We start from the raw sequence: 21,674 nt of genomic DNA, 5'->3' as shown, positions 1-21,674 counted from the left end.
TGATGAAAAACTAGAGGGGGAAGAAAAAATGAATGATTTATCGACAATGAGCAGCTTATCAAAAGATGAGATTTTACAGCTGATTGAAGAAGCAGCTGCACTCAAAAAGGGGAAACAAGAACATGGATTAGCCGGAGAATTTGTGGCAAACCTCTTCTTTGAGCCTAGCACAAGAACACGTTTTAGCTTCGAAGTAGCCGAGAAGAAATTAGGGATGAATGTCCTGAGCTTAGATGCAGCAAGCACCTCCGTTCAAAAGGGCGAAACACTTTACGATACGGTAAAAACACTGGAATCGATCGGAGTAAAGGCATGTGTGATCAGAGACAGCACCGATGAATATTATAACGAGCTGATCGGGAAGGTTGGAATTCCTATCATCAATGCAGGAGATGGCTGCGGACAGCATCCAACCCAATCACTGCTTGACCTCATGACCATCTTTGAAGAGTTTGGCGGTTTTGAAGGCTTAACGATTTCGATTCATGGAGACATCAAACATAGCAGGGTAGCAAGGTCAAATGCTGAGGTTCTCTCAAGGCTGGGAGCGACAGTCCTCTTTTCAGGACCTGCTTCCTTCCAGGATGAACAAAACCCTCACGGAACGTACGTCCAAGTAGATGAAGCCATCGCACAATCTGATGTGGTGATGCTGCTCAGAATCCAGCATGAACGGCACGCTGAAAAAATGGGCAGTGAAGATTACTTATCAACTTATGGATTATCAGTAGATAGAGCCAACAAGATGAAAGAACGCGCGATTATTATGCATCCAGCCCCAGTAAACAGAGGTGTTGAAATAGATGATTCATTAGTAGAGTCCAAGCAGTCAAGGATTTTCAAGCAAATGGAAAATGGTGTTTATATCCGAATGGCCGTATTAAAAAGAGCTTTTCAAAATAGCACACTACATCAAAAAGGGAGAGATTCTGTCTATGTCATATCTCATTAAAAACGGTTTTATCTTAACAAGCACAGGTGAAAGAGTGCAGCAGGATATTAGGGTAAAAGGAAAAGTGATTCAAGCGATTGGTCACCTAGAAAGAGAAGACGGAGAAGAGGTTATTGATGCAGCAGGGCTATTTGTGTCACCAGGCTTGATCGATCTGCATGTGCATTTAAGAGAGCCAGGCGGAGAGAAAAAGGAAACAATTGAAACAGGCTCTAAAGCAGCCGCAAGAGGCGGATATACGACGATTGCAGCGATGCCGAATACACGTCCAGTTCCAGATACAAAAGAGCAAATGGAATGGCTCATGAATCGAATCGAAGAAATCTCATCTGTTAGAGTGCTGCCATACGCCTCCATCACAACGAGACAAATTGGGGAAGAGATGACGGATTTTGCAGCACTAAAAGAAGCAGGCGCCTTTGCTTTTACAGATGACGGTGTCGGTATCCAAACAGCAGGCATGATGTACGAAGCGATGAAACAGGCAGCAAGTCTTGATCAAGCGATTGTGGCGCACTGCGAAGATAACTCGCTCATTTACGGCGGGTGCGTTCATGAAGGAGAATTTTCAAAAGCAAATGGATTAAACGGAATACCGTCCATTTGTGAATCGGTGCATATTGCAAGAGATGTTCTTTTAGCAGAAGCAGCGAACTGTCATTATCATGTATGTCATATCAGTACGAAAGAATCTGTGCGGGTCGTACGCGATGCAAAAAAAGCAGGTATCCGTGTGACGGCTGAGGTGTCACCGCATCACCTGCTGTTGTGTGATACGGACATTCCAGGTCTTGATACAAATTATAAAATGAACCCGCCGCTCAGAGGAAAAGAGGATCGCGAGGCATTGATCGAGGGACTGTTAGATGGAACGATTGATTTCATCGCAACAGACCATGCGCCGCATACAGAAGAAGAAAAGAACGAAACCATGCAGCGTGCCCCGTTTGGAATTGTGGGACTTGAAACAGCGTTCCCGCTTCTGTATACACGATTTGTCAAAACAGGCGAATGGACATTAAAAGAACTCGTTGATTATATGACAATCAAACCAGCAGAAGCCTTTTCCCTTCCATACGGAAAGCTTGAAGAAGGACACATAGCTGATATTACACTCATTGATTTAAACAAAGAAATGGCAATCGATAAAACAAGCTTCTTATCTAAAGGACAAAATACACCGTTTGACAAATTGACTGTATCAGGATGGCCGGTCATGACACTTGCATCTGGGAAAGTCGTTTATGAAGAGGGGAGACTAGTAAAATGAAGAGACGCTTAGTGCTAGAAAACGGAACAGTATTCGAAGGAACAGGCTTTGGCAGCTTAGAACCATCAGTGGGAGAAGTCGTCTTTAATACAGGGATGACAGGCTATCAAGAAATTTTATCTGATCCATCATACTGCGGACAAATTGTCACACTCACTTACCCGCTTATCGGCAACTACGGCATTAACCGTGATGATTTTGAATCGATCACACCGTTTGTGAAAGGGCTGATTGTGAAAGAGCTTTGTGAAAAGCCCTCAAACTGGCGCTCTTCATACTCACTCGATGAATATTTAAAAATGAAAAACATTCCGGGGCTGAGCGGAATCGATACACGGAAGCTGACTAGAATGATTCGAAGTGCAGGGACTTTAAGAGGGGCGTTTGCAGGACCTGATGAACAAGTGGAAGACGTTGTGCGCCGCCTTCAAACATTGCAGCTGCCAACTGATCAGGTGAGTCAAGTATCTGTGAAAAATGCGTACCCAAGCCCAGGCAGAGGAAAAAGAATTGTCCTTGTCGATTTCGGCATGAAGCACGGCATTTTGCGCGAGCTCAATAAACGTGATTGCGACGTCATTGTGGTGCCATACAACATCACTGCAGATGAAGTGCTGCAGCTAAAGCCTGATGGCATCATGCTTTCAAACGGACCTGGAGATCCTGTGGATGTACCAGAAGCCGTTGAGATGATTCAGCAATTGATTGGAAAGGTGCCGCTCTTTGGTATTTGCCTCGGACATCAATTATTTGCTCTAGCGTGCGGTGCAAGTACAGAAAAAATGAAATTTGGTCACAGAGGATCAAACCATCCGGTGAAAGAACTAGCAACTGGCAAGGTAACACTGACGTCTCAAAACCATGGCTACACGGTTAGCAGTATTAACGAAGACGTGCTCGAAGTCACACATATTGCCCTAAACGACAATACGATTGAAGGATTAAAACATAAAGAAGCACCAGCATTCACTGTTCAGTACCACCCAGAAGCATCACCGGGTCCAGAAGATGCAAACTACTTATTTGACCAGTTCATGGAAATGATTCATACGACTGAGAAAGAAGGGGAAGAAGTATGCCAAAACGCGTAGACATCAAAAAGATTTTAGTAATCGGATCAGGTCCTATCATCATCGGTCAGGCAGCGGAGTTTGACTATGCAGGTACACAGGCTTGCTTAGCACTAAAAGAAGAGGGCTATGAAGTCGTTCTTGTGAACTCTAACCCTGCGACCATCATGACAGATACAGAAATGGCCGACAAGGTATACATCGAACCACTGACACCAGAATTTTTAACACGAATCATTCGAAAAGAACGCCCTGATGCGATCTTGCCAACACTTGGCGGGCAAACTGGATTAAACCTTGCTGTTGAATTGTCAGAGCTTGGTGTATTAGCTGAATGCGGCGTTGAAGTACTCGGTACAAAGCTGTCAGCCATCCAAAAAGCAGAGGATAGAGATTTATTCCGTAATTTGATGAATGAACTAAATGAGCCTGTACCAGAAAGTGAAATCATTCATAACCTGGAAGAAGCAATGGCGTTTACGGATCAAATCGGTTTCCCTGTCATCGTCAGACCAGCCTATACATTAGGTGGAACGGGCGGCGGAATTTGTACAAACGAGCAAGAACTGAAGGAAATCGTTGAAAACGGCCTGAAGCTAAGCCCAGTTACACAATGCTTACTTGAAAAAAGCATTGCAGGCTTTAAAGAAATTGAATATGAAGTCATGCGAGACAGCGGTGACCATGCAATCGTTGTTTGTAACATGGAAAACTTTGACCCTGTCGGTATCCATACAGGTGACAGTATTGTTGTAGCACCAAGCCAAACGTTAAGTGATCGTGAATATCAGCTGCTTCGCAATGTGTCGCTTAAGCTGATCCGCGCACTTGGCATAGAAGGCGGCTGTAACGTTCAGCTGGCACTTGATCCAAACAGCTTTCAATACTATATCATCGAAGTAAACCCGCGTGTGAGCCGTTCCTCTGCGCTTGCGTCAAAAGCGACAGGCTATCCAATTGCCAAATTGGCAGCGAAAATTGCAGTCGGGTTAACGCTTGATGAAATGATGAACCCAGTCACAGGTAAAACCTATGCAGCCTTCGAGCCGGCACTTGACTATATCGTTTCAAAAATACCGCGATGGCCGTTCGATAAATTTGAATCTGCCAACAGACGTCTTGGTACGCAAATGAAGGCAACTGGTGAAGTCATGGCGATCGGCCGCACATTAGAAGAGTCTCTTCTAAAGGCTGTACGTTCACTTGAAGCCGATGTGCATCACATTGAATTAAAAGATGAAGCAGACATCACAAATGAAGTGCTTGAAAAACGGATTATTAAAGCGGGAGACGAACGATTATTTTATATCGCTGAGGCGCTCAGAAGAGGCTATACAGTCGAACAAATACACGAATTCTCAAAAATTGATTACTTCTTCCTTCATAAACTGGAAGGCATCATCGCCTTTGAGAAGACATTAAAAGAAAACAAAGGCAATACAGACGTATTAAAAGAAGCGAAAGAAAAAGGCTTCTCAGATATCTACATTAGCCGCGAGTGGAATATGAACGAAGCGGATGTCTACAAGCTAAGACAAGAAGCAGGCATTGTACCTGTATACAAGATGGTGGATACATGTGCGGCAGAATTTGAATCAGAGACACCTTATTTCTACAGCACGTATGAAGATGAAAATGAATCAGAACGTACAGACAAGAAAAGCGTTATCGTATTAGGTTCAGGTCCTATCCGAATTGGACAAGGGGTTGAATTTGATTATGCGACCGTTCACTCTGTGTGGGCAATTAAACAAGCAGGCTATGAAGCGATCATTATTAACAACAACCCTGAAACGGTCTCAACAGACTTTAGTATTTCAGATAAGCTCTACTTTGAACCACTTACTGTAGAAGATGTGATGCATATCATCGACCTTGAACAGCCTGAAGGGGTTGTCGTTCAGTTCGGCGGGCAAACAGCGATCAACTTAGCAGATGAATTATCAAATAGAGGGGTTAAAATTCTTGGAACTTCTCTAGAAGACCTAGACCGCGCAGAAAACCGGGACAAGTTTGAACAAACGTTAGAAACACTCGGCGTGCCCCAGCCTAAAGGGAAAACAGCAACATCTGTGCCTGAAGCAGTAGCGATTGCCAATCAAATTGGCTACCCAGTCCTTGTCCGTCCTTCCTATGTATTAGGCGGCCGCGCGATGGAAATTGTGTATCAAGAAGCTGAGCTTCTTCACTACATGGAGAATGCGGTGAAGGTCAATCCGCAGCATCCAGTGTTAATTGACAAGTATTTGACAGGAAAAGAAATTGAAGTAGATGCCGTGTCTGATGGCGAAACTGTCGTGATCCCAGGCATTATGGAACACATTGAAAGAGCCGGAGTTCACTCTGGTGACTCGATTGCGGTCTATCCGCCGCAAACATTGTCTGAGGACATCAAAGCGAAGATCGCAGAATACACGATCAAGCTTGCAAAAGGACTCAACATTATTGGGCTTTTGAACATCCAATTTGTCCTATCAAAAGGCGAAGTGTATGTACTTGAAGTGAACCCGCGATCAAGCCGGACGGTTCCTTTCTTAAGTAAAATTACAGGCATCCCGATGGCCAACCTTGCGACAAAAGTCATCTTAGGAGAGAAGCTCAAAAATTATGGCTACGAAGAAGGGCTTCACACAGAGCAAGAAGGAGTGTACGTTAAAGTCCCAGTCTTCTCTTTTGCTAAATTAAGAAGAGTCGATATTACACTTGGACCTGAAATGAAATCAACAGGTGAAGTCATGGGGAAAGATGTCACGATCGAAAAAGCCCTATATAAAGGATTGATTGCGTCAGGCATTCAAATTCCTAATGACGGAACAGTACTTCTGACAGTCGCTGATAAGGATAAAGAAGAAGGACTTGAGATCGCAAGAAGATTCCATTCTATCGGCTATCATATTTTAGCAACGGAAGGAACGGCGAATTATTTAAAACAAGCCTCCATTCCATCAAGTGTGGTCGGCAAAATCGGAGAGGAAGGCAAAAATCTTCTCGATGTCATTCGAAACGGGGAAGCGCAATTTGTCATCAACACCTTAACAAAAGGAAAACAGCCGGCAAGAGACGGCTTTAGAATTAGACGTGAATCTGTTGAAAACGGAGTGGCCTGCTTAACGTCCCTAGATACTGCAGAAGCCATTTTAAGAGTGCTTGAGAGCATGACATTTAGAGCGGATGAAATGCCAGAAGTGAAAACGAATGCTGAGGTGACAGTAACGATATGAAAAAAGCATACTTGACGGTCGTCTCGAACCGAGAGATCGCTGATCATATTTACGAAATGACATTAAAAGGTGACCTTGTGAACTCCTTTCAAACGGCTGGACAATTTCTTCATCTAAAGGTCAGTGAATCCATGACACCGCTGCTGAGAAGACCGATCAGTATTGCCAACATTCATGCCGAGCAAAAAGAAGCAACCATCATTTACCGCGCAGAGGGAGACGGCACAAAGCTCCTCTCCCAAAAGCGGGAGGGAGAATCAGTCGATGTATTAGGTCCGCTTGGAAACGGGTACGATCCTTCAGTCGTCCAGCCCGGAGAGACGGCTTTACTAGTCGGCGGCGGAATTGGCGTACCGCCTCTATATGAACTGTCCAAGCGTTTAACGAAAAAAGGCGTCATCGTGAAGCATGTCCTCGGCTTTCAATCGAAAAAGGATGTATTTTACGAGGAGAAATTTCAAGCACTCGGCGATACGTTTATTGCAACGGTTGATGGCACATACGGTGCTAAAGGCTTTGTAACAGATGTGATAAAAGAGCAAAACCTGAGCTTTGATGTGCTGCTTTCCTGCGGTCCAACACCTATGCTAAAAGCGCTGAAAGACACGTATCCTGATAAGCCCGTCTACATTTCGATGGAAGAACGAATGGGCTGCGGAATTGGTGCCTGCTTTGCATGTGTCTGTCACACCGATCAGCTCGACAAACCTTACGTCAAAGTGTGTCTTGATGGACCTGTTTTTAAAGCAGAGGAGGTGGCATTGTCATGCTAAACGTTGAGTTACCCGGATTATCTTTAAAAAATCCAATTATCCCTGCATCAGGCTGCTTTGGATTCGGGAGAGAATTTGCATCCTTATATGACCTATCATTGCTGGGCGGTATCATGATCAAAGCCACAACCCTTGAACCGAGATTTGGCAATCCGACTCCAAGGGTAGCCGAGACAGGAGCCGGTATGCTCAATGCAATCGGCCTTCAAAACCCAGGTCTAAAAGGCGTGCTTGAAAATGAGCTGCCTTGGCTTGAGCAATTTGATACGCCTATTATTGCGAATGTTGCTGGCTCACAGGTTGATGATTATGTGGAAGTAGCCAAGCAAATCAGCCAAGCAAAAAATGTTCATGCCCTTGAACTGAATATTTCTTGCCCAAATGTGAAAACAGGCGGGATTGCCTTTGGTACAGATCCAAATATGGCGGCGTCATTGACAAAAGCGGTCAAGGAAGTCTCTTCCGTACCTGTCTATGTCAAGCTGTCACCTAACGTAGCCAATGTTGTGGATATTGCTCAAGCGATTGAAGCTGCTGGAGCGGATGGACTCACCATGATTAACACATTAATCGGTATGCGTTTAGATTTAAAAACGGGGAAACCCATCCTTGCCAATAAAACAGGTGGATTATCAGGACCAGCTGTCAAACCTGTCGCTGTGCGCATGGTACATGAGGTGAGTCAAGCGGTTTCTATTCCGATTATCGGGATGGGCGGGGTGCAAAGTGCTGAAGATGTACTTGAATTTTTACTAGCAGGTGCAAGTGCAGTAGCTGTCGGCACAGCCAATTTTGTAAATCCATTTATTTGCCCGGAAATCATTGAAGAGCTGCCAAATGTGTTAGCAGCATATGGTTATTCATCTGTAGAGGAATGCATCGGAAGGAGCTGGAAACATGAAGCACTTGCCCATCATCGCGCTTGATTTTCCATCAGGACAGGAGGCCCACGCCTTTTTAGATCGTTTTGAAGGCACTCCATTATTCGTAAAGGTTGGCATGGAGCTGTTTTACCAAGAAGGTCCTGCCATCATTGACGCACTAAAAGAAAAAAATTGCCGTATTTTCCTTGATCTGAAGCTTCATGATATTCCAACAACCGTGCAAAAAGCGATGAACCGGCTTGCTACACTTGGTGTTGATTTGGTGAATGTGCATGCAGCCGGCGGGAAAAAAATGATGCAGGCTGCCGTAGAGGGGCTTGAAAGCGGGACCCCTGCCGGGCAAAATCGCCCGGGCATTATTGCAGTGACCCAGCTGACTAGTACGTCAGAAGACATGATGAGAAACGAATTACTCATTGACCGTCCGCTGCAAGAGACTGTTATCCGGTACGGACAATTAGCATATGAAAGTGGGCTGGACGGGGTTGTTTGCTCTGTTCATGAATCTAAAGCACTTCATGAACATATTTCACCATCCTTTCTCACTGTAACGCCAGGAATTCGCATGTCGAATGATCAAACCGATGACCAACAGCGCGTGGCGACACCTGCCTATGCAAAGGAGCAAGGTGTTTCACAAATCGTTGTCGGAAGATCAATCACAAAAGCTGATAAACCAATAGAAGCCTATCATCAAATTTTGAAAGAGTGGGAGTGACTGCCAGATGAAATCAAAAATCGCGAAACATCTATTACAAATCAAAGCGGTCTCATTAAAACCAGACGAACCGTTTACATGGGCGAGCGGTATAAAATCACCGATCTATTGTGATAACCGCCTGACATTGTCATATCCAGAAGTGAGACACGACATTGCTGAAGGTCTAAAAGATTTGATTCTCACTCATTTCAAGGGAGCAGAGGTTGTCGCGGGTACTGCAACAGCAGGCATTCCTCATGCGGCATTAGCAGCAGACCGCTTGAATATTCCTATGTGTTATGTTAGAAGTAAGCCGAAAGCACACGGAAAAGGAAATCAAATTGAAGGGGCCGTATCTAAAGGACAAAAGGTTGTCGTCGTCGAAGACCTGATTTCCACAGGAGGCAGTGTGCTTGAAGTGGTCGCTGCTCTTCAAGATGAGGGCTGCGAGGTACTAGGAGTTGCCGCGATCTTCACATACGGACTGCCAAAAGCAGCGGCAGCATTTCAAGAAAAAAATATTCCATATGTCACCCTAACAGACTATGACACATTGACAGACGTGGCACTTGAACTGAAAGCGATTGAGCCTGCTGCGATGAACAAACTAAAACGCTGGAGGCAAGATCCTTCCTCTGAATCTTGGATGGAAGAAACGGTCTGAAAAGTGAAAGCTCATCGTTAACAAAAGCTGTGCCTGCCCGCACGGCTTTTGTTATTTGGGTAAAAATAGTAAAATAGACTCAAATTTTAATAAAAACTAATCCTATCAACAAAGTCGGGTTGACTTTTGTTTGAATTGTGTTAATATTTAAGACAAATTGAAACTCTTATCCAGAGAGGTGGAGGGACTGGCCCGATGAAACCCGGCAACCTGCGATTCGCAAGGTGCTACTTCCTGCAAAATGATTCTATTTTGAAAGATAAGGAAATCGTGAGCTTCCTCATCTTTCTTTCGGACTGAAAGAAAGTTTTTTTATTTTAACGGTGAGGGGGAAGAGGAGATGGAAGTGAAACAAAATCAGGATGAGGACTTAGTAAAGCATATGCAAGAACTGATTGGGGATATGAAATTCGGTTCAATTATGTTAATTGTTCAGGACGGTCAAGTGATTCAGGTGGAAAAAAACGAAAAAATTAGATTAAAGTAGTGCGGAAAATAGCAATATGAGCGGTACTCCGGAAGGGGAGAAATCATGTTAACTTATGAAAATTGGCAAGAGCCGTCCATTACATTTCAAGAGGATGATTTGTATAAAGGAGCCCTGTCTGTACTGAAATGGGCGTACGGTCATTATGGTGACCAGCTCGTATATGCGTGCAGCTTTGGGATTGAGGGCATCGTTCTAATTGATCTGATTGCAAAAGTAAAAAAAGATGCGAAAATTGTCTTTTTAGATACAGGTCTGCATTTTAAAGAAACATACGACACAATTGATGCGGTAAAGGAAAGATACCCAGGTTTAGACATTGAACTGAAAACGCCTGAGCTGACGGTTGAACAGCAAAATGAGCAGCACGGTGATCAATTATGGAAAACAAATCCCCAAAGCTGCTGCCATATGCGTAAGGTCATTCCGTTGCAAGAAGCCCTCTCTGGTTATCCAGCATGGCTTTCAGGTTTAAGAAGAGAGCAGTCACCAAAACGAGCAGGGACGAATTTCTTAAATAAGGATGAAAAATTCAAATCAGTAAAAGTATGTCCGCTCATCCATTGGACGTGGAAGGACATATGGAGATATGCATCTAGAGAGGAACTTGCTTATAATCCGCTGCATGACCAAGGATATCCAAGTATCGGCTGTGCACCGTGTACACAACCAGCATTTACTGCAGATGATCTGCGTTCTGGCAGATGGTCAGGCACAGCAAAGACAGAGTGCGGATTACATGAGTAAGGGAGCATAATGTATGGAAATCGCCGCAATTTTATTTAGTCTATTCTTTGCTTTAAACATAGGCGCAAGCGGAGCAGCTGCTTCTATGGGCATTGCGTATGGATCAGGTGCCATTCAAAAGCCCATTTATGCACTCAGTTTTTGTGCAGTTGGGATTTTAGCAGGTTCAGTGATTGGCGGCGGTGAGGTCGTCAAAACGATCAGCTCTGGTATTATGCCAGAATCAGTCATTACACTTGAAATCGTTTGTATTATCATTGGTTCTGCTGCACTATCACTTTTCATAGCGAATCTGATAGCGATTCCTTTATCAACAAGTGAGGTCACAGTAGGGGCTGTGGTTGGTGTGGCAGTCGCGTATAAAGTACTGTTTGTGAAATCCATTTTAGTGATTGTGGCATTTTGGGTCATCATCCCGCTTTTCGCCTTTCTTTTTACCTTTGCTGTCGTCAAAATCATCAGAATGTTCCCTAAACGAAAGTTGTCTAAAAAAAGCACAGTTATTTTATCTGTCGTCTTAATCCTCAGCGGATTTTTAGAAGCATTTTCAGCCGGGATGAACAATGTGGCAAATGCGGTCGGCCCGCTCGTCGCTTCAGGCGTTTTGTCAGTTGGGCAGGGAACACTTTACGGTGGAATTTTCGTCGCAGCAGGGGCCCTCTTGCTAGGCAGAAGAGTGCTGGAAACAAACGGAAAGAAAATTACCCGCTATCAAACAGGCGAAGGGATTTTACTTTCGAGTACCGGTGCCGGGCTTGTCATCGTCAGCTCTATTTTTGGTCTGCCCGTTCCGCTTACGCAAATCACCTCCTCGTCTATTATCGGACTTGGAATGGCAAAAGGCGGGCCTAACATTTTTCACAAACATGTTGTGAAAAAAATGCTGAAAGTGTGGGTGGTGTCACCCTTCTTATCACTCAGCCTATCGTATTTGCTGGTGAGCCTTTTCTTAAAAGGAGACTATTACTCTATCTTTATCATGATGAGTGTACTGCTTGCCTCACTTGGTGCGCTGAGTCTGATGAAGGCAGTCAAAAATGAGAGCAGCTCTATTCATGAACAGGGCGGCGGGATTTAATCACAAATCCGACTATTAACATCTAATAAATAAGAACATTGAGAGGAAGATGAACAAATGAGTTTAACACCACATGGTGGCGTATTAATTAATCGAGTAAACGAAGAATATGATCTCAGCACAGCTGCAAAGGAAATTGAACTAGATGCAATCTCCTTTGCAGACCTTGAACTCATTGCAATTGGCGGATATAGTCCAATTGAAGGGTTTTTAACAAAAGCTGATTATGAAGCAGTTGTGAGCAGTATGCGGCTAGCAAGTGGTGTCGTTTGGTCTCTTCCTATTACACTGCCAGTGACAAAAGAAAAGGCGGCGGAAATCCATCAAGGCGATATCGTACGCTTATCCTATAATGGAACTGTATATGGGGTCATTGAAGTAGAGGATCAATACACACCAGATAAGGAAAAAGAAGCGGTGAATATCTATAAAACTGATGACCGCAATCATCCAGGTGTGAAAAAATTATTTGAACGCGGCGATACTTATATTGGCGGGAAAATTACACTGACGAAACGCAGTGAAAAACCATTCCCTCAATTTACGTATGAGCCAGAAGAAACAAGACGTCATTTTAAAGAAAACGGCTGGAAAACCATTGTTGGTTTCCAAACGAGAAACCCGGTTCATCGTGCACATGAATATATTCAAAAAACAGCATTAGAAACGGTCGATGGTTTATTTTTAAATCCGCTTGTCGGTGAAACAAAATCTGACGACATCCCGGCAGATGTGAGAATGAAAAGCTATCAAGTGTTATTGAATGGTTATTATCCAAAAGACCGCGTCTTTTTAGGTGTTTTTCCTGCTGCAATGCGTTATGCTGGACCAAAGGAAGCGATATTTCACGCGCTTGTTCGGAAAAATTATGGCTGCACCCATTTTATTGTCGGAAGAGATCATGCAGGTGTTGGTGACTATTACGGCACATACGAGGCGCAGGAACTATTTGATCAATTTACAAGCGAAGAAATCGGCATTACTCCATTAAAATTTGAACACAGCTTCTACTGTAATACATGTGAATCGATGGCCACACCAAAAACGTGTCCTCACGACAAAAGCGAGCATGTCATTCTTTCAGGTACAAAAGTTCGAACGATGCTAAGAAACGGTGAATTACCACCAAGCACATTCAGCCGAAAAGAAGTCATTGAAACATTAATCGAAGGATTAAAAACGACGGTATCTTAATGGGAGGGTATGACATGAGCAACGAACATATCGTGTGGCATGATTCATCTATTACGAAAAAAGAATATCAACAGAAAAACAATCATACGAGCGGCATTATCTGGCTTACAGGTTTAAGCGGATCAGGTAAATCAACGATCGCAAATGCAGCTGCAAGAGAGCTGTTTGAACAAGGCTACCAAGTCACAGTTCTTGACGGCGATAACGTGCGGCACGGACTCAATAAAGATCTAGGGTTTTCAGATGATGACAGAAAAGAAAACATCCGCCGGATCGGAGAAGTGGCGAAATTATTTGTGGAGCAAGGAACGATTGTCATCACTGCTTTTATTTCTCCATTTCAGGCAGACCGCCATATTGTCAGACAGTTAGTCGAAGATGGGGAATTTCACGAAGTGTTTGTCAAATGTGATCTGAACGTGTGTGAAGAGCGTGATCCAAAAGGGTTATATAAAAAGGCGAGAAACGGCGAAATTCCATTTTTTACTGGAATTGATTCACCGTATGAAGAGCCCGCTGCGCCTGAGCTCGTATTAGATACAGGTGAATTATCCCGTGAGGAATCAAAACAGCGTCTTGTTGATTATGTAAAAGGAACAACGAAATAATCGCCTGATGGCAGGGGGAGAAAAGCAAGATGGGGAAAGTATACATTGTGGGTGCTGGACCCGGGGATCCAGATTTAATTACATTAAAGGCCCATAAGGCAATACAGCAGGCAGATGTCATCTTATATGATCGTCTTGTCAATCAAGACATTCTCGCCCACGCCAAACCAGATGCGGAATTGATTTATTGCGGCAAGCTGCCAAATCATCATACAATGAGACAGGAAGCCATCAATGAAGCGCTTGTGGCTCATGCAAAGGAAGGGAGTATTGTCGTTCGGCTGAAAGGCGGAGACCCCTTTGTCTTTGGACGTGGCGGTGAAGAAATCGAATGCTTAGCTGAGCACGGAATTCCGTATGAGGTCGTCCCGGGAATTACTTCTGGAATTGCAGCGGCTGCTTATGCGGGCATCCCTGTGACACATCGTGAATTCAGCTCAAATGTTGCTTTTGTCACGGGTCACTATCAAAAGGATGAACATTTTGAAGAAAAGTGGGAGGCGCTGGCTACAGGAATTGATACTCTTGTGATTTACATGGGTGTCAAAAACGTGGAAAGGGTGCAGCGCCTGCTTTTGAAAAATGGACGGGACCCTGAAACTCCCGCTGCATTTATACACTGGGGAACCACAACGAGGCAAAAGACAACTTGCTGCACGGTGGCGACATTGTCTGAAACCGTTGAAAAAGAAGGGATCGAGCATCCAAGTTTAATTGTTGTTGGAGATGTCGTTCATTTTCATCAAAAGCTGAACTGGTTTGAACCCGCATTAATCGAGAAATGAGAATGATAGAGAAAAGACACGTGCATACATCGTGTCTTTTCGTCTGATGAAAACAAGTGAGAGGGAGGAGCCGCATGAAACAAGCTGTCCTTTATGTTGGGCATGGAAGCCGAGTAAAAGAAGCACAAGATAAGGCCATTTCTTTTATGAAGAGCTGTATGCCGTTGGTGAAAGCAGATATACAAGAAATTTGTTTTTTAGAGCTGACGGACCCATCTATAGAAGAAGGATTTGAGGCCTGTGTGAAAAAAGGAGCGACACACATTGCCATTGTCCCGCTCCTCCTATTAACTGCCATGCATGCCAAATCGGATATCCCTGTCGAAATTGAGAAAGTGCGCGCACGTTTCCCGCAAGTGAAGGTCACATATGGAAAGCCAATCGGGGTGAATCAAGAAGTAACAAAAGCGGTTGCCGCAAGAATTGAAGAAGCAGGATATCAAGGCGAGCGGGCGCGGATTCTTTTAATTGGCCGCGGGAGCTCTGATCCGGATGTGAAGCGAGATGTGTTTGGCATTGCAGACGATGTCCGAAGTCTGCTTCCGCATGCAGAGGTTCTTCCGTGTTTTATTACAGCATGTGAGCCCAATTATCGAGATGTTCTCGCGCAGTTATCAGCAGATGACGATGGGCCTGTCTATATCGTTCCTTACTTGCTGTTTACCGGAATTTTAATGAAAGAAATTGAAAGTGAAGCCGCTCAGGCGAGAAAGCGGCTGAAAGATGTCCGGGTATGCCGGTATATTGGCTTTCATCCGTATGTTAAAGCGGCTTATATTGAACGCGTGCAAGAAACCATTTTAAACAAAGACGATGCGTTTCGTTTCCGAGGAGAAAGCCATGCTTCCAGTCCATCTTGATTTAACCAATAAACAAGTGGTCATTGCCGGCGGCGGATCGGTGGCGTTAAGAAGAGCAAAGGCGCTGTGCGCGGAGCCTTGCCATATAACCGTTGTGAGTCCTAATCTTTCTGAAGAGATGGCACACTTCATTGATACATACCAATTGAATTGGAAGGAAAAGAAGGTAGATGCTGAAGATTTGAAGGATGCATTTTTCATTGTAGCTGCGACAAATGACCCTTCGGTAAATGAATGGATCGCACAAATAGCACAGCCTCACCAGCTCGTGAATTGTGTGAGCCAATCAGAGCTAGGCAATGTGATGGTGCCGAAGGTTGTCAAAGCAGGAAAAGTGACGATTTCAGTCTCTACAAGTGGTGCAAGCCCCGCCCGGACAAAACAGCTGGCTGCGGCAATTGAATCCTTGCTTGAACAAGAGGATATTGACGCACTTGATGCCCTTTACATCGAAAGAAAAAAACGACAAAGAAAAAGCCGATAAATCCTCATGTCAGGATTTTATCGGCTTTTCTTATTTATTTTCTCAGCTTGAGCACAAGATCTTCGTCAGGCGTGACAAATAATGTTTGCTGCTGATCATACGTAACAAAGCCAGGCTTTGCTCCATTTGGTTTTTTCACATGCCGGATTTTTGTATAGTCGACAGGAACGGAACCAGACTCTTTGGCTTTCGAAAAGTAGGCGGCAATTTGAGCCGCTTCAAGCAGCGTTTGTTCATCAGGTGCTTGGTGACGAATGACGACATGTGATCCAGGAATATCCTTTGTATGCAGCCAAATATCATCACGAGTAGCTGCCTTTGTAGTCAAATACTCGTTTTGTTTGTTGTTTTTTCCGACTAAAATTGGAATGCCTTGGGACGACTCGTACGTTTCGAGCTGAATGGCCGCCGGTTTTTTCTTTTTGGCGTGGCGCTTTTGTTTGGCGCGCAAATATTTTCCTTCAACAAGCTCTTCTCTCATTTCCTCTAAATCCTTTGGCGAAGCAGAGGACAGCTGCTGAATCAGCTCTTCAAAATAAGCAATTTCTTCATGTGTCCGCTTAATTTGTTCATTTACAGCTTCTACTGCATTTTTTGCCTTTTGATATTTTGTAAAGTATGCCTGTGCATTTTCAGAAGGGGTTTTGTTTGTTTTAAGCGGGATCGTGATTTCTCCGCCGTCTTCATCGTAATAATTGATGACAGTCGCTTCTTTATCCCCTTTATTGATCGCATATAAATTGGCTGTTAACAATTCGCCATAGAGCTGATATTTGTGTGCATCCTGAGATTCTTCAAGGGTTCTTTTTAGCTTTTTCAGCTTGTGTTCATTTTTCTTTTTTTCATTGACGACAAACCGTTCAAGGTCAGCTGCCTGTTGTTTGACTCTGTCTCTCTCAGCTTTTCCAAAATAAAAGCGGTCAAGCAGCTGGCTGAGTGAGTCGAATGTCTTCATCTCGCCTTGGACATGCTGAAGCTCTAATAAATAGAAATACTCTTTCCCATCTTTTCTTGTAAGCTGCGGCGTAAAAGAATGCATGCGAATGAGCTGAAACATGTCGAGCAGTGTATTTGGGATCGTTTCTTGATTGGCAAGACCGGCCCGGTGTACTGCTTCCTTTGCAAACAGAGGGGAAACCCCAGAGAAGGTATCGACAATTTGATTGGCGATCTTTCCTTCTTGAAAGCGTAAATGCTTCAAAATATCATCCTTTGTCACGTCAAAAGGATTCAATTTTTGCTGCGCAGGCGGCAGTAGGTATTCATAACCAGGAAGCACCGTTCGATAGCTGTTCACAGATGGTGAAAGGTGTTTCAGACCATCAATGATCTGCTGCGTTCCATCCTCTACAAGAATGAAGTTGCTATGACGTCCCATGATTTCAATGTAAAGCTTACGCGTCTGTTCATCGCCGATTTCATTTCGGCTTCGCACATGAAGCACGATCACCCGGTCAAATCCCATCTGTTCAAAACGTTCAATGAAGCCGCCCTCAAGATGCTTTCTGAGAAGCATACAAAACATTGGCGGCTCACTTGGATTGTCGTAATGAAGCTCGGTGAGCTGCACTCTCGCATAGCTCGGATGAGCCGATAAAAGGAGCTTATGATTTTTCCCGTTTGCTCGAATATGAAAAATCAGCTCGTGCTTATATGGCTGATGGATTTTTGAAATCCTTCCGCCAGTTAATGCCTTTTGCAATTCATTTGTCATACCATATGTAAAAATGCCGTCAAATGACATGTTAGATACACCCTCTTCTTTCACACAAATCTACTGAAAGAACCTTCCGTTTTCTCGTTCTTTAGGCAGTCTTATTATTATAGCATGATTTAGGACGAGTCTGAATAAACTGGCTTATAGAACACTGCATATGAGAGAGAACAAAAGAGGAGTGGACGAGGTCAAATGAATTGGCATGAACTGAACCAAACCGATTTATTAAAAACAATGAATACATCGATAGGTGACGGACTGTCAGAAAAAGATGTACAAAAGCGGCTTGAAAAACACGGGCCAAATGAATTGCAGGAAGGAAAAAAGGCGTCGGCTCTGATCATTTTTTTAGCACAGTTTAAAGATTTCATGGTGTTAATCTTGCTTGCAGCAACAATCATTTCTGCCTTTTTAGGAGAATACATTGATGCTGTTGCGATTGTGGCCATTGTTTTGATTAATGGTGTACTCGGCTTTTATCAAGAACGCCGGGCGGAAAAATCCCTTCAAGCGTTAAAGGAATTATCAACTCCGCACGTGTATGCAAGGAGAAATAATGAATGGGTCAAGATCCCGTCTAAACATCTCGTGCCAGGGGATATTGTGAAATTTTCAAGCGGAGATCGGATTGGGGCAGATATTAGATTACTAGATACAAAGAGCTTAGAAATTGAGGAGTCCGCTCTCACTGGTGAGTCTATCCCAGCGGTCAAACACGCAAGTCCGCTTTCAAGCGGCCATGTTTCGCTTGGGGATTTAACGAACATGGCCTTTATGGGGACGCTTGTTACTAGAGGCAGCGGCGTAGGGGTTGTCATTGGTACAGGAATGAATACAGCGATGGGACAAATTGCCGGTATGCTGGATGCAGCAGGTAATATGGAAACGCCGCTGCAAAGGCGTCTCGAGCAGCTTGGAAAAATTCTGATTGTGGCTGCTTTGTTTTTAACGGTGCTCGTTGTTGTTCTTGGTGTAGTGCAAGGACATGAATTGTATCATATGTTCCTAGCGGGAGTATCTCTTGCTGTGGCGGCGATTCCAGAAGGACTGCCGGCGATCGTCACTGTCGCCCTTTCCCTAGGGGTGCAGCGGATGATCAAACAAAAATCGATTGTCAGAAAGCTCCCGGCAGTGGAAACACTCGGCTGCGCGTCAATCATTTGCTCTGATAAAACAGGAACGATGACGCAAAATAAAATGACCGTGACCCATGTATGGGCGGAGGGAAAAACGTGGAATATTTCTGGCACAGGCTACGAGCCATCCGGTGACTTTACCTTAAACGGTGAAATCGTCCATGCCGACAAGCACCCAAGCTTGCAAAAGGTGTTATTATACGGGGCGCTTTGTAATACATCGACCATTGTTGAAAAAGACGGGGAGATGAGGCTTGATGGCGATCCGACAGAGGGAGCGCTCCTTACCGCAGCACGTAAAGCGGGTTTTACAGAGCAATTCATCGAAGCTGGATTTCATGTCATTGAGGAGTTTCCTTTTGACTCAGAAAGAAAGATGATGTCAGTCGTCGTTGAAACGAATCAAAAAGAGCGGTATGTCATTGCAAAAGGTGCGCCGGATGTACTAATGAACCGTTCAAGTTATATCATGCACGGCGGACGCACAGCTTCTTTTTCAACCACTCACAGGCAAGAAACAGAAGCAGCGATTCAAGGCTTAGCAAGACAGGCGCTTAGAACCATTGCCATTGCGTATAAAAAAGTCGGTCTGACAGAAAAAATCACCTCTGTACAGCAGGCTGAAACCGATTTAACATTTATCGGGTTAGAGGGCATGATCGATCCACCGCGTCCTGAAGTCAGACGAGCGATTAAAGAGTGCCGGGATGCTGGCATTAAAACGGTCATGATTACAGGGGACCACGTGGAAACGGCCAAAGCGATCGCCAAAGACTTGAGCCTTTTACCGAAGCAAGGACAGGTGCTCGACGGAAAAGCGCTTGATCAGATGAGCGACAAAGAGCTTGAGCAAACGGCTGAAAATGTATATGTCTTTGCCCGGGTTTCCCCTGAGCATAAGCTGAGAATTGTCAAAGCCTATCAAAAAAATGGTCATGTTGTGGCGATGACAGGTGACGGGGTCAATGATGCGCCTGCCATTAAACAAGCAGATATCGGCATCTCCATGGGCATCACAGGAACAGACGTAGCCAAAGAGGCGTCTTCTCTTATTTTACTTGACGACAACTTTGCGACCATTAAATCCGCCATTAAAGAAGGCCGGAATATTTATGAAAACATTCGTAAGTTTGTTCGTTATTTGCTGGCATCAAATGTCGGAGAAATTTTGGTCATGCTGTTTGCGATGCTCCTCGCGCTGCCGCTGCCACTCGTTCCTATACAAATCTTATGGGTAAACCTTGTCACAGATGGTCTCCCGGCTATGGCACTTGGCATGGATAAGCCAGAAGGCGATGTCATGAAGAGAAAGCCGCGGAATGTGAAAGAGGGCATTTTTGCTAGAGGGCTTGGGTGGAAGGTGATCTCAAGAGGATTCCTCATCGGCCTTGCGACCCTTTTGGCATTTATATTTGTGTATCACCGCGATCCAAACAACCTGCAATATGCGCAGACTGTCGCATTTAGTACGCTTGTATTGGCGCAGCTCATTCATGTATTTGACTGCCGCAGTGAACGGTCCATTTTTGAACGTAATCCATTTGGGAACCTCTATTTGATCGGTGCGGTTTTGTCATCACTTTTACTCATGCTTGTGGTTATTTATTACCCGCCGCTTCAACCAATTTTCAAAACGGTCGCGGTTGCACCAATTGATTGGCTGCTGATCATCGGGATGTCTGCACTGCCAACTTTTTTACTGGCAGGATCACTTTTGACAAGAAAAAAATAATTCATTATGGTATAATTTTGAGGTAATAGTGTCTGCTATTACCTTTTTCATTTTATTAATATGAAAGAATTGGGTGTTTTAACATGATACGCAGTATGACGGGATTCGGCCAAGCGAGTAAAACGGATGGAGAACTGACAGTGTCAGTTGAGCTAAAATCGGTCAATCACCGTTTTAAAGAGGTTCATGCCCGTTTGCCGAGGCCGCTTTTATATTTCGAAGATACATTAAAAAAGATCATTCTTCGTCACGTGCAGCGCGGTAGGATTGAGCTGTTTGTCACGATTGAAGGCGGTAAACTAGCAAGCCGGTCCTTACAGATCGACTGGCCGCTGCTTGATGAATACATGAAAGCCGCAAAAGACCTCGAAGAACGCTATCACATTTCAGGCATTCAGCATGCACATGACTTACTGGGGCTGGAGCTTGCCGTTCAGGTGGAAGAGTCAGCCAGCCGAAATGAACAGTTAGAGCAGCTGCTGATGGAAGCTTGCGAGGCTGCTGTCAAGGAGCTTTGCTTCATGAGAGAGCAAGAGGGAGCATCACTACAAAAAGACTGTGAACTGAGGCTTTCTGAACTAGAGGCCTATACAGAAGAAATCAAAGTCTTTGCACCAGAGGTTGTGAGTCAGTACAAAGAACGATTGAATCAGCGATTGCAAGAATGGATCGGAGAGGCGCTTGACGAGAGCAGACTGACTACAGAGGCTGCCATCTTTGCTGACCGGTGTGACATTACAGAAGAGATTACGAGATTAAAAAGTCATTTTCAGCAGTTTCAGCAAATCTTGCTGCAAGGCGGTGCTGCCGGCCGAAAACTTGACTTCCTTGTACAGGAGCTCAACCGTGAAGTGAACACCATTGGATCAAAAGCAAACCATCACCATTTAACAAAGCTGGTGGTTGAAATGAAAAGTGCTATTGAAAAAATAAAAGAACAAGTGCAAAATATAGAATAGTCATTGTGTATGCTGTTTACAGTGCGTCTCTTTCGGCGAGACTAGAGACGTTTATATTACAGGGGGACGAAAGAAGATGACCATAAAGTTGATCAATATCGGATTTGGAAACATCATTTCAGCGAATCGGATGATTTCGATCGTCAGTCCGGAATCAGCACCGATTAAACGAATGATACAAGACGCAAGAGATCGAGGCATGCTCATAGATGCTACATACGGAAGAAGAACCCGTGCTGTTGTCATTATGGACAGTGACCATGTCATCTTATCTGCCGTTCAGCCTGAGACTGTCGCGCAAAGACTTTCTGTAAAAGAAGAAATCATAGATGAAGGGCAGGGGTAATACGCCA

At 44.3% G+C, this 21,674-nt stretch carries 20 protein-coding genes and 1 riboswitch; of the genes, 19 read left to right on the top strand and 1 reads right to left on the bottom strand.

The features are described 5' to 3' along the window. Positions 1–28: 28 nt before the first annotated feature. The 16 genes from ACP69X_RS06675 to ACP69X_RS06600 all read left to right on the top strand — a co-directional run bounded on the left by ACP69X_RS06675 (position 29) and on the right by ACP69X_RS06600 (position 15,777). On the top strand, positions 29–952 hold the full coding sequence (locus ACP69X_RS06675) for an aspartate carbamoyltransferase catalytic subunit (protein ID WP_426052536.1): 924 nt from the start codon (positions 29–31) through the stop codon (positions 950–952). Next, positions 936–2,222, top strand: a complete 1,287-nt coding sequence (locus tag ACP69X_RS06670; RefSeq protein ID WP_041084910.1) for a dihydroorotase — start codon at positions 936–938, stop codon at positions 2,220–2,222. The genes ACP69X_RS06675 and ACP69X_RS06670 overlap by 17 nt, the downstream gene beginning before the upstream one ends. Next, on the top strand, positions 2,219–3,313 hold the full coding sequence (locus ACP69X_RS06665; RefSeq protein WP_024424230.1) for a carbamoyl phosphate synthase small subunit: 1,095 nt from the start codon (positions 2,219–2,221) through the stop codon (positions 3,311–3,313). Before ACP69X_RS06670 ends, ACP69X_RS06665 begins: the two co-directional genes overlap by 4 nt. Beyond that, complete coding sequence (gene carB / locus ACP69X_RS06660; RefSeq protein ID WP_269103623.1) at positions 3,298–6,513, top strand: carbamoyl-phosphate synthase (glutamine-hydrolyzing) large subunit; 3,216 nt, start codon at positions 3,298–3,300, stop codon at positions 6,511–6,513. The genes ACP69X_RS06665 and carB overlap by 16 nt, the downstream gene beginning before the upstream one ends. After that, on the top strand, positions 6,510–7,286 hold the full coding sequence (locus tag ACP69X_RS06655; protein ID WP_218677151.1) for a dihydroorotate dehydrogenase electron transfer subunit: 777 nt from the start codon (positions 6,510–6,512) through the stop codon (positions 7,284–7,286). The genes carB and ACP69X_RS06655 overlap by 4 nt, the downstream gene beginning before the upstream one ends. After that, on the top strand, positions 7,280–8,212 hold the full coding sequence (locus ACP69X_RS06650) for a dihydroorotate dehydrogenase (RefSeq protein ID WP_269103622.1): 933 nt from the start codon (positions 7,280–7,282) through the stop codon (positions 8,210–8,212). Before ACP69X_RS06655 ends, ACP69X_RS06650 begins: the two co-directional genes overlap by 7 nt. Continuing rightward, complete coding sequence (gene pyrF / locus ACP69X_RS06645) at positions 8,184–8,888, top strand: orotidine-5'-phosphate decarboxylase (RefSeq protein ID WP_041084905.1); 705 nt, start codon at positions 8,184–8,186, stop codon at positions 8,886–8,888. The genes ACP69X_RS06650 and pyrF overlap by 29 nt, the downstream gene beginning before the upstream one ends. Positions 8,889–8,895: 7 nt before the next feature. Further along, positions 8,896–9,534, top strand: coding sequence for an orotate phosphoribosyltransferase (gene pyrE, locus ACP69X_RS06640; protein ID WP_039178408.1), 639 nt, complete (start codon positions 8,896–8,898; stop codon positions 9,532–9,534). Positions 9,535–9,697: 163 nt separating this feature from the next. Further along, positions 9,698–9,800: riboswitch (SAM riboswitch) on the top strand. A 116-nt stretch (positions 9,801–9,916) separates the two neighbouring features. Then, complete coding sequence (locus ACP69X_RS06635) at positions 9,917–10,021, top strand: DUF2292 domain-containing protein (protein WP_370333184.1); 105 nt, start codon at positions 9,917–9,919, stop codon at positions 10,019–10,021. Between the two features lie 45 nt (positions 10,022–10,066). Next, a complete protein-coding gene (locus ACP69X_RS06630; RefSeq protein WP_041084902.1) occupies positions 10,067–10,768 on the top strand; it encodes a phosphoadenylyl-sulfate reductase in 702 nt (233 codons plus the stop codon). Positions 10,769–10,781: 13 nt separating this feature from the next. Then, positions 10,782–11,846 (top strand): inorganic phosphate transporter, encoded by a 1,065-nt coding sequence (locus ACP69X_RS06625; RefSeq protein WP_041084900.1) that lies wholly within the window; start codon positions 10,782–10,784, stop codon positions 11,844–11,846. 57 nt (positions 11,847–11,903) lie between these two features. Next, positions 11,904–13,040, top strand: coding sequence for a sulfate adenylyltransferase (sat, locus tag ACP69X_RS06620; protein ID WP_075611371.1), 1,137 nt, complete (start codon positions 11,904–11,906; stop codon positions 13,038–13,040). Between the two features lie 14 nt (positions 13,041–13,054). Continuing rightward, on the top strand, positions 13,055–13,648 hold the full coding sequence (gene cysC / locus ACP69X_RS06615) for an adenylyl-sulfate kinase (RefSeq protein ID WP_269103618.1): 594 nt from the start codon (positions 13,055–13,057) through the stop codon (positions 13,646–13,648). A 29-nt stretch (positions 13,649–13,677) separates the two neighbouring features. After that, on the top strand, positions 13,678–14,433 hold the full coding sequence (gene cobA / locus ACP69X_RS06610; RefSeq protein WP_073979475.1) for a uroporphyrinogen-III C-methyltransferase: 756 nt from the start codon (positions 13,678–13,680) through the stop codon (positions 14,431–14,433). 74 nt (positions 14,434–14,507) lie between these two features. After that, positions 14,508–15,293, top strand: coding sequence for a sirohydrochlorin chelatase (locus ACP69X_RS06605; protein WP_073979476.1), 786 nt, complete (start codon positions 14,508–14,510; stop codon positions 15,291–15,293). Beyond that, entirely contained in the window at positions 15,274–15,777 is a 504-nt protein-coding gene (locus tag ACP69X_RS06600) for a precorrin-2 dehydrogenase/sirohydrochlorin ferrochelatase family protein (protein ID WP_041084894.1), read from the top strand. Before ACP69X_RS06605 ends, ACP69X_RS06600 begins: the two co-directional genes overlap by 20 nt. Before the next feature lie 34 nt (positions 15,778–15,811). On the opposite strand, the gene ACP69X_RS06595 is transcribed toward ACP69X_RS06600, so the two are convergent. Next, on the bottom strand, positions 15,812–17,521 hold the full coding sequence (locus tag ACP69X_RS06595) for an Rqc2 family fibronectin-binding protein (RefSeq protein ID WP_426052535.1): 1,710 nt from the start codon (positions 17,519–17,521) through the stop codon (positions 15,812–15,814). A gap of 165 nt (positions 17,522–17,686) precedes the next feature. On the opposite strand from ACP69X_RS06595, the gene ACP69X_RS06590 reads away from it, so the two are divergent. The 3 genes from ACP69X_RS06590 to remA all read left to right on the top strand — a co-directional run bounded on the left by ACP69X_RS06590 (position 17,687) and on the right by remA (position 21,667). Next, the gene (locus tag ACP69X_RS06590) at positions 17,687–20,362 is read left to right on the top strand and encodes a calcium-translocating P-type ATPase, SERCA-type (RefSeq protein WP_041084891.1); all 2,676 of its coding nucleotides are present in this window, start codon (positions 17,687–17,689) and stop codon (positions 20,360–20,362) included. Between the two features lie 83 nt (positions 20,363–20,445). Beyond that, complete coding sequence (locus ACP69X_RS06585) at positions 20,446–21,321, top strand: YicC/YloC family endoribonuclease (RefSeq protein WP_034281735.1); 876 nt, start codon at positions 20,446–20,448, stop codon at positions 21,319–21,321. Between the two features lie 76 nt (positions 21,322–21,397). Beyond that, entirely contained in the window at positions 21,398–21,667 is a 270-nt protein-coding gene (gene remA / locus ACP69X_RS06580) for an extracellular matrix/biofilm regulator RemA (RefSeq protein WP_008344898.1), read from the top strand. Positions 21,668–21,674 lie beyond the last annotated feature (7 nt).

The sequence above is a fragment of the Bacillus sp. DC4300-2b2 genome (assembly GCF_049895685.1).
Lineage (GTDB): Bacteria > Bacillota > Bacilli > Bacillales > Bacillaceae > Bacillus > Bacillus safensis.
This window is presented reverse-complemented; position numbering and strand designations above follow the sequence as displayed.

Coding starts and splice junctions, on each gene's coding strand:
- ACP69X_RS06585 (WP_034281735.1), top strand. CDS start 20,446: ATGATACGCAGTATGACGGGATTCGGCCAAGCGAGTAAAACGGATGGA.
- ACP69X_RS06630 (WP_041084902.1), top strand. CDS start 10,067: ATGTTAACTTATGAAAATTGGCAAGAGCCGTCCATTACATTTCAAGAG.
- ACP69X_RS06595 (WP_426052535.1), bottom strand. CDS start 17,521: ATGTCATTTGACGGCATTTTTACATATGGTATGACAAATGAATTGCAA.
- sat (WP_075611371.1), top strand. CDS start 11,904: ATGAGTTTAACACCACATGGTGGCGTATTAATTAATCGAGTAAACGAA.
- ACP69X_RS06665 (WP_024424230.1), top strand. CDS start 2,219: ATGAAGAGACGCTTAGTGCTAGAAAACGGAACAGTATTCGAAGGAACA.
- ACP69X_RS06590 (WP_041084891.1), top strand. CDS start 17,687: ATGAATTGGCATGAACTGAACCAAACCGATTTATTAAAAACAATGAAT.
- pyrE (WP_039178408.1), top strand. CDS start 8,896: ATGAAATCAAAAATCGCGAAACATCTATTACAAATCAAAGCGGTCTCA.
- ACP69X_RS06655 (WP_218677151.1), top strand. CDS start 6,510: ATGAAAAAAGCATACTTGACGGTCGTCTCGAACCGAGAGATCGCTGAT.
- carB (WP_269103623.1), top strand. CDS start 3,298: ATGCCAAAACGCGTAGACATCAAAAAGATTTTAGTAATCGGATCAGGT.
- ACP69X_RS06675 (WP_426052536.1), top strand. CDS start 29: ATGAATGATTTATCGACAATGAGCAGCTTATCAAAAGATGAGATTTTA.
- remA (WP_008344898.1), top strand. CDS start 21,398: ATGACCATAAAGTTGATCAATATCGGATTTGGAAACATCATTTCAGCG.
- ACP69X_RS06670 (WP_041084910.1), top strand. CDS start 936: ATGTCATATCTCATTAAAAACGGTTTTATCTTAACAAGCACAGGTGAA.
- ACP69X_RS06625 (WP_041084900.1), top strand. CDS start 10,782: ATGGAAATCGCCGCAATTTTATTTAGTCTATTCTTTGCTTTAAACATA.
- ACP69X_RS06600 (WP_041084894.1), top strand. CDS start 15,274: ATGCTTCCAGTCCATCTTGATTTAACCAATAAACAAGTGGTCATTGCC.
- ACP69X_RS06650 (WP_269103622.1), top strand. CDS start 7,280: ATGCTAAACGTTGAGTTACCCGGATTATCTTTAAAAAATCCAATTATC.
- ACP69X_RS06605 (WP_073979476.1), top strand. CDS start 14,508: ATGAAACAAGCTGTCCTTTATGTTGGGCATGGAAGCCGAGTAAAAGAA.
- cobA (WP_073979475.1), top strand. CDS start 13,678: ATGGGGAAAGTATACATTGTGGGTGCTGGACCCGGGGATCCAGATTTA.
- ACP69X_RS06635 (WP_370333184.1), top strand. CDS start 9,917: ATGCAAGAACTGATTGGGGATATGAAATTCGGTTCAATTATGTTAATT.
- pyrF (WP_041084905.1), top strand. CDS start 8,184: ATGAAGCACTTGCCCATCATCGCGCTTGATTTTCCATCAGGACAGGAG.
- cysC (WP_269103618.1), top strand. CDS start 13,055: ATGAGCAACGAACATATCGTGTGGCATGATTCATCTATTACGAAAAAA.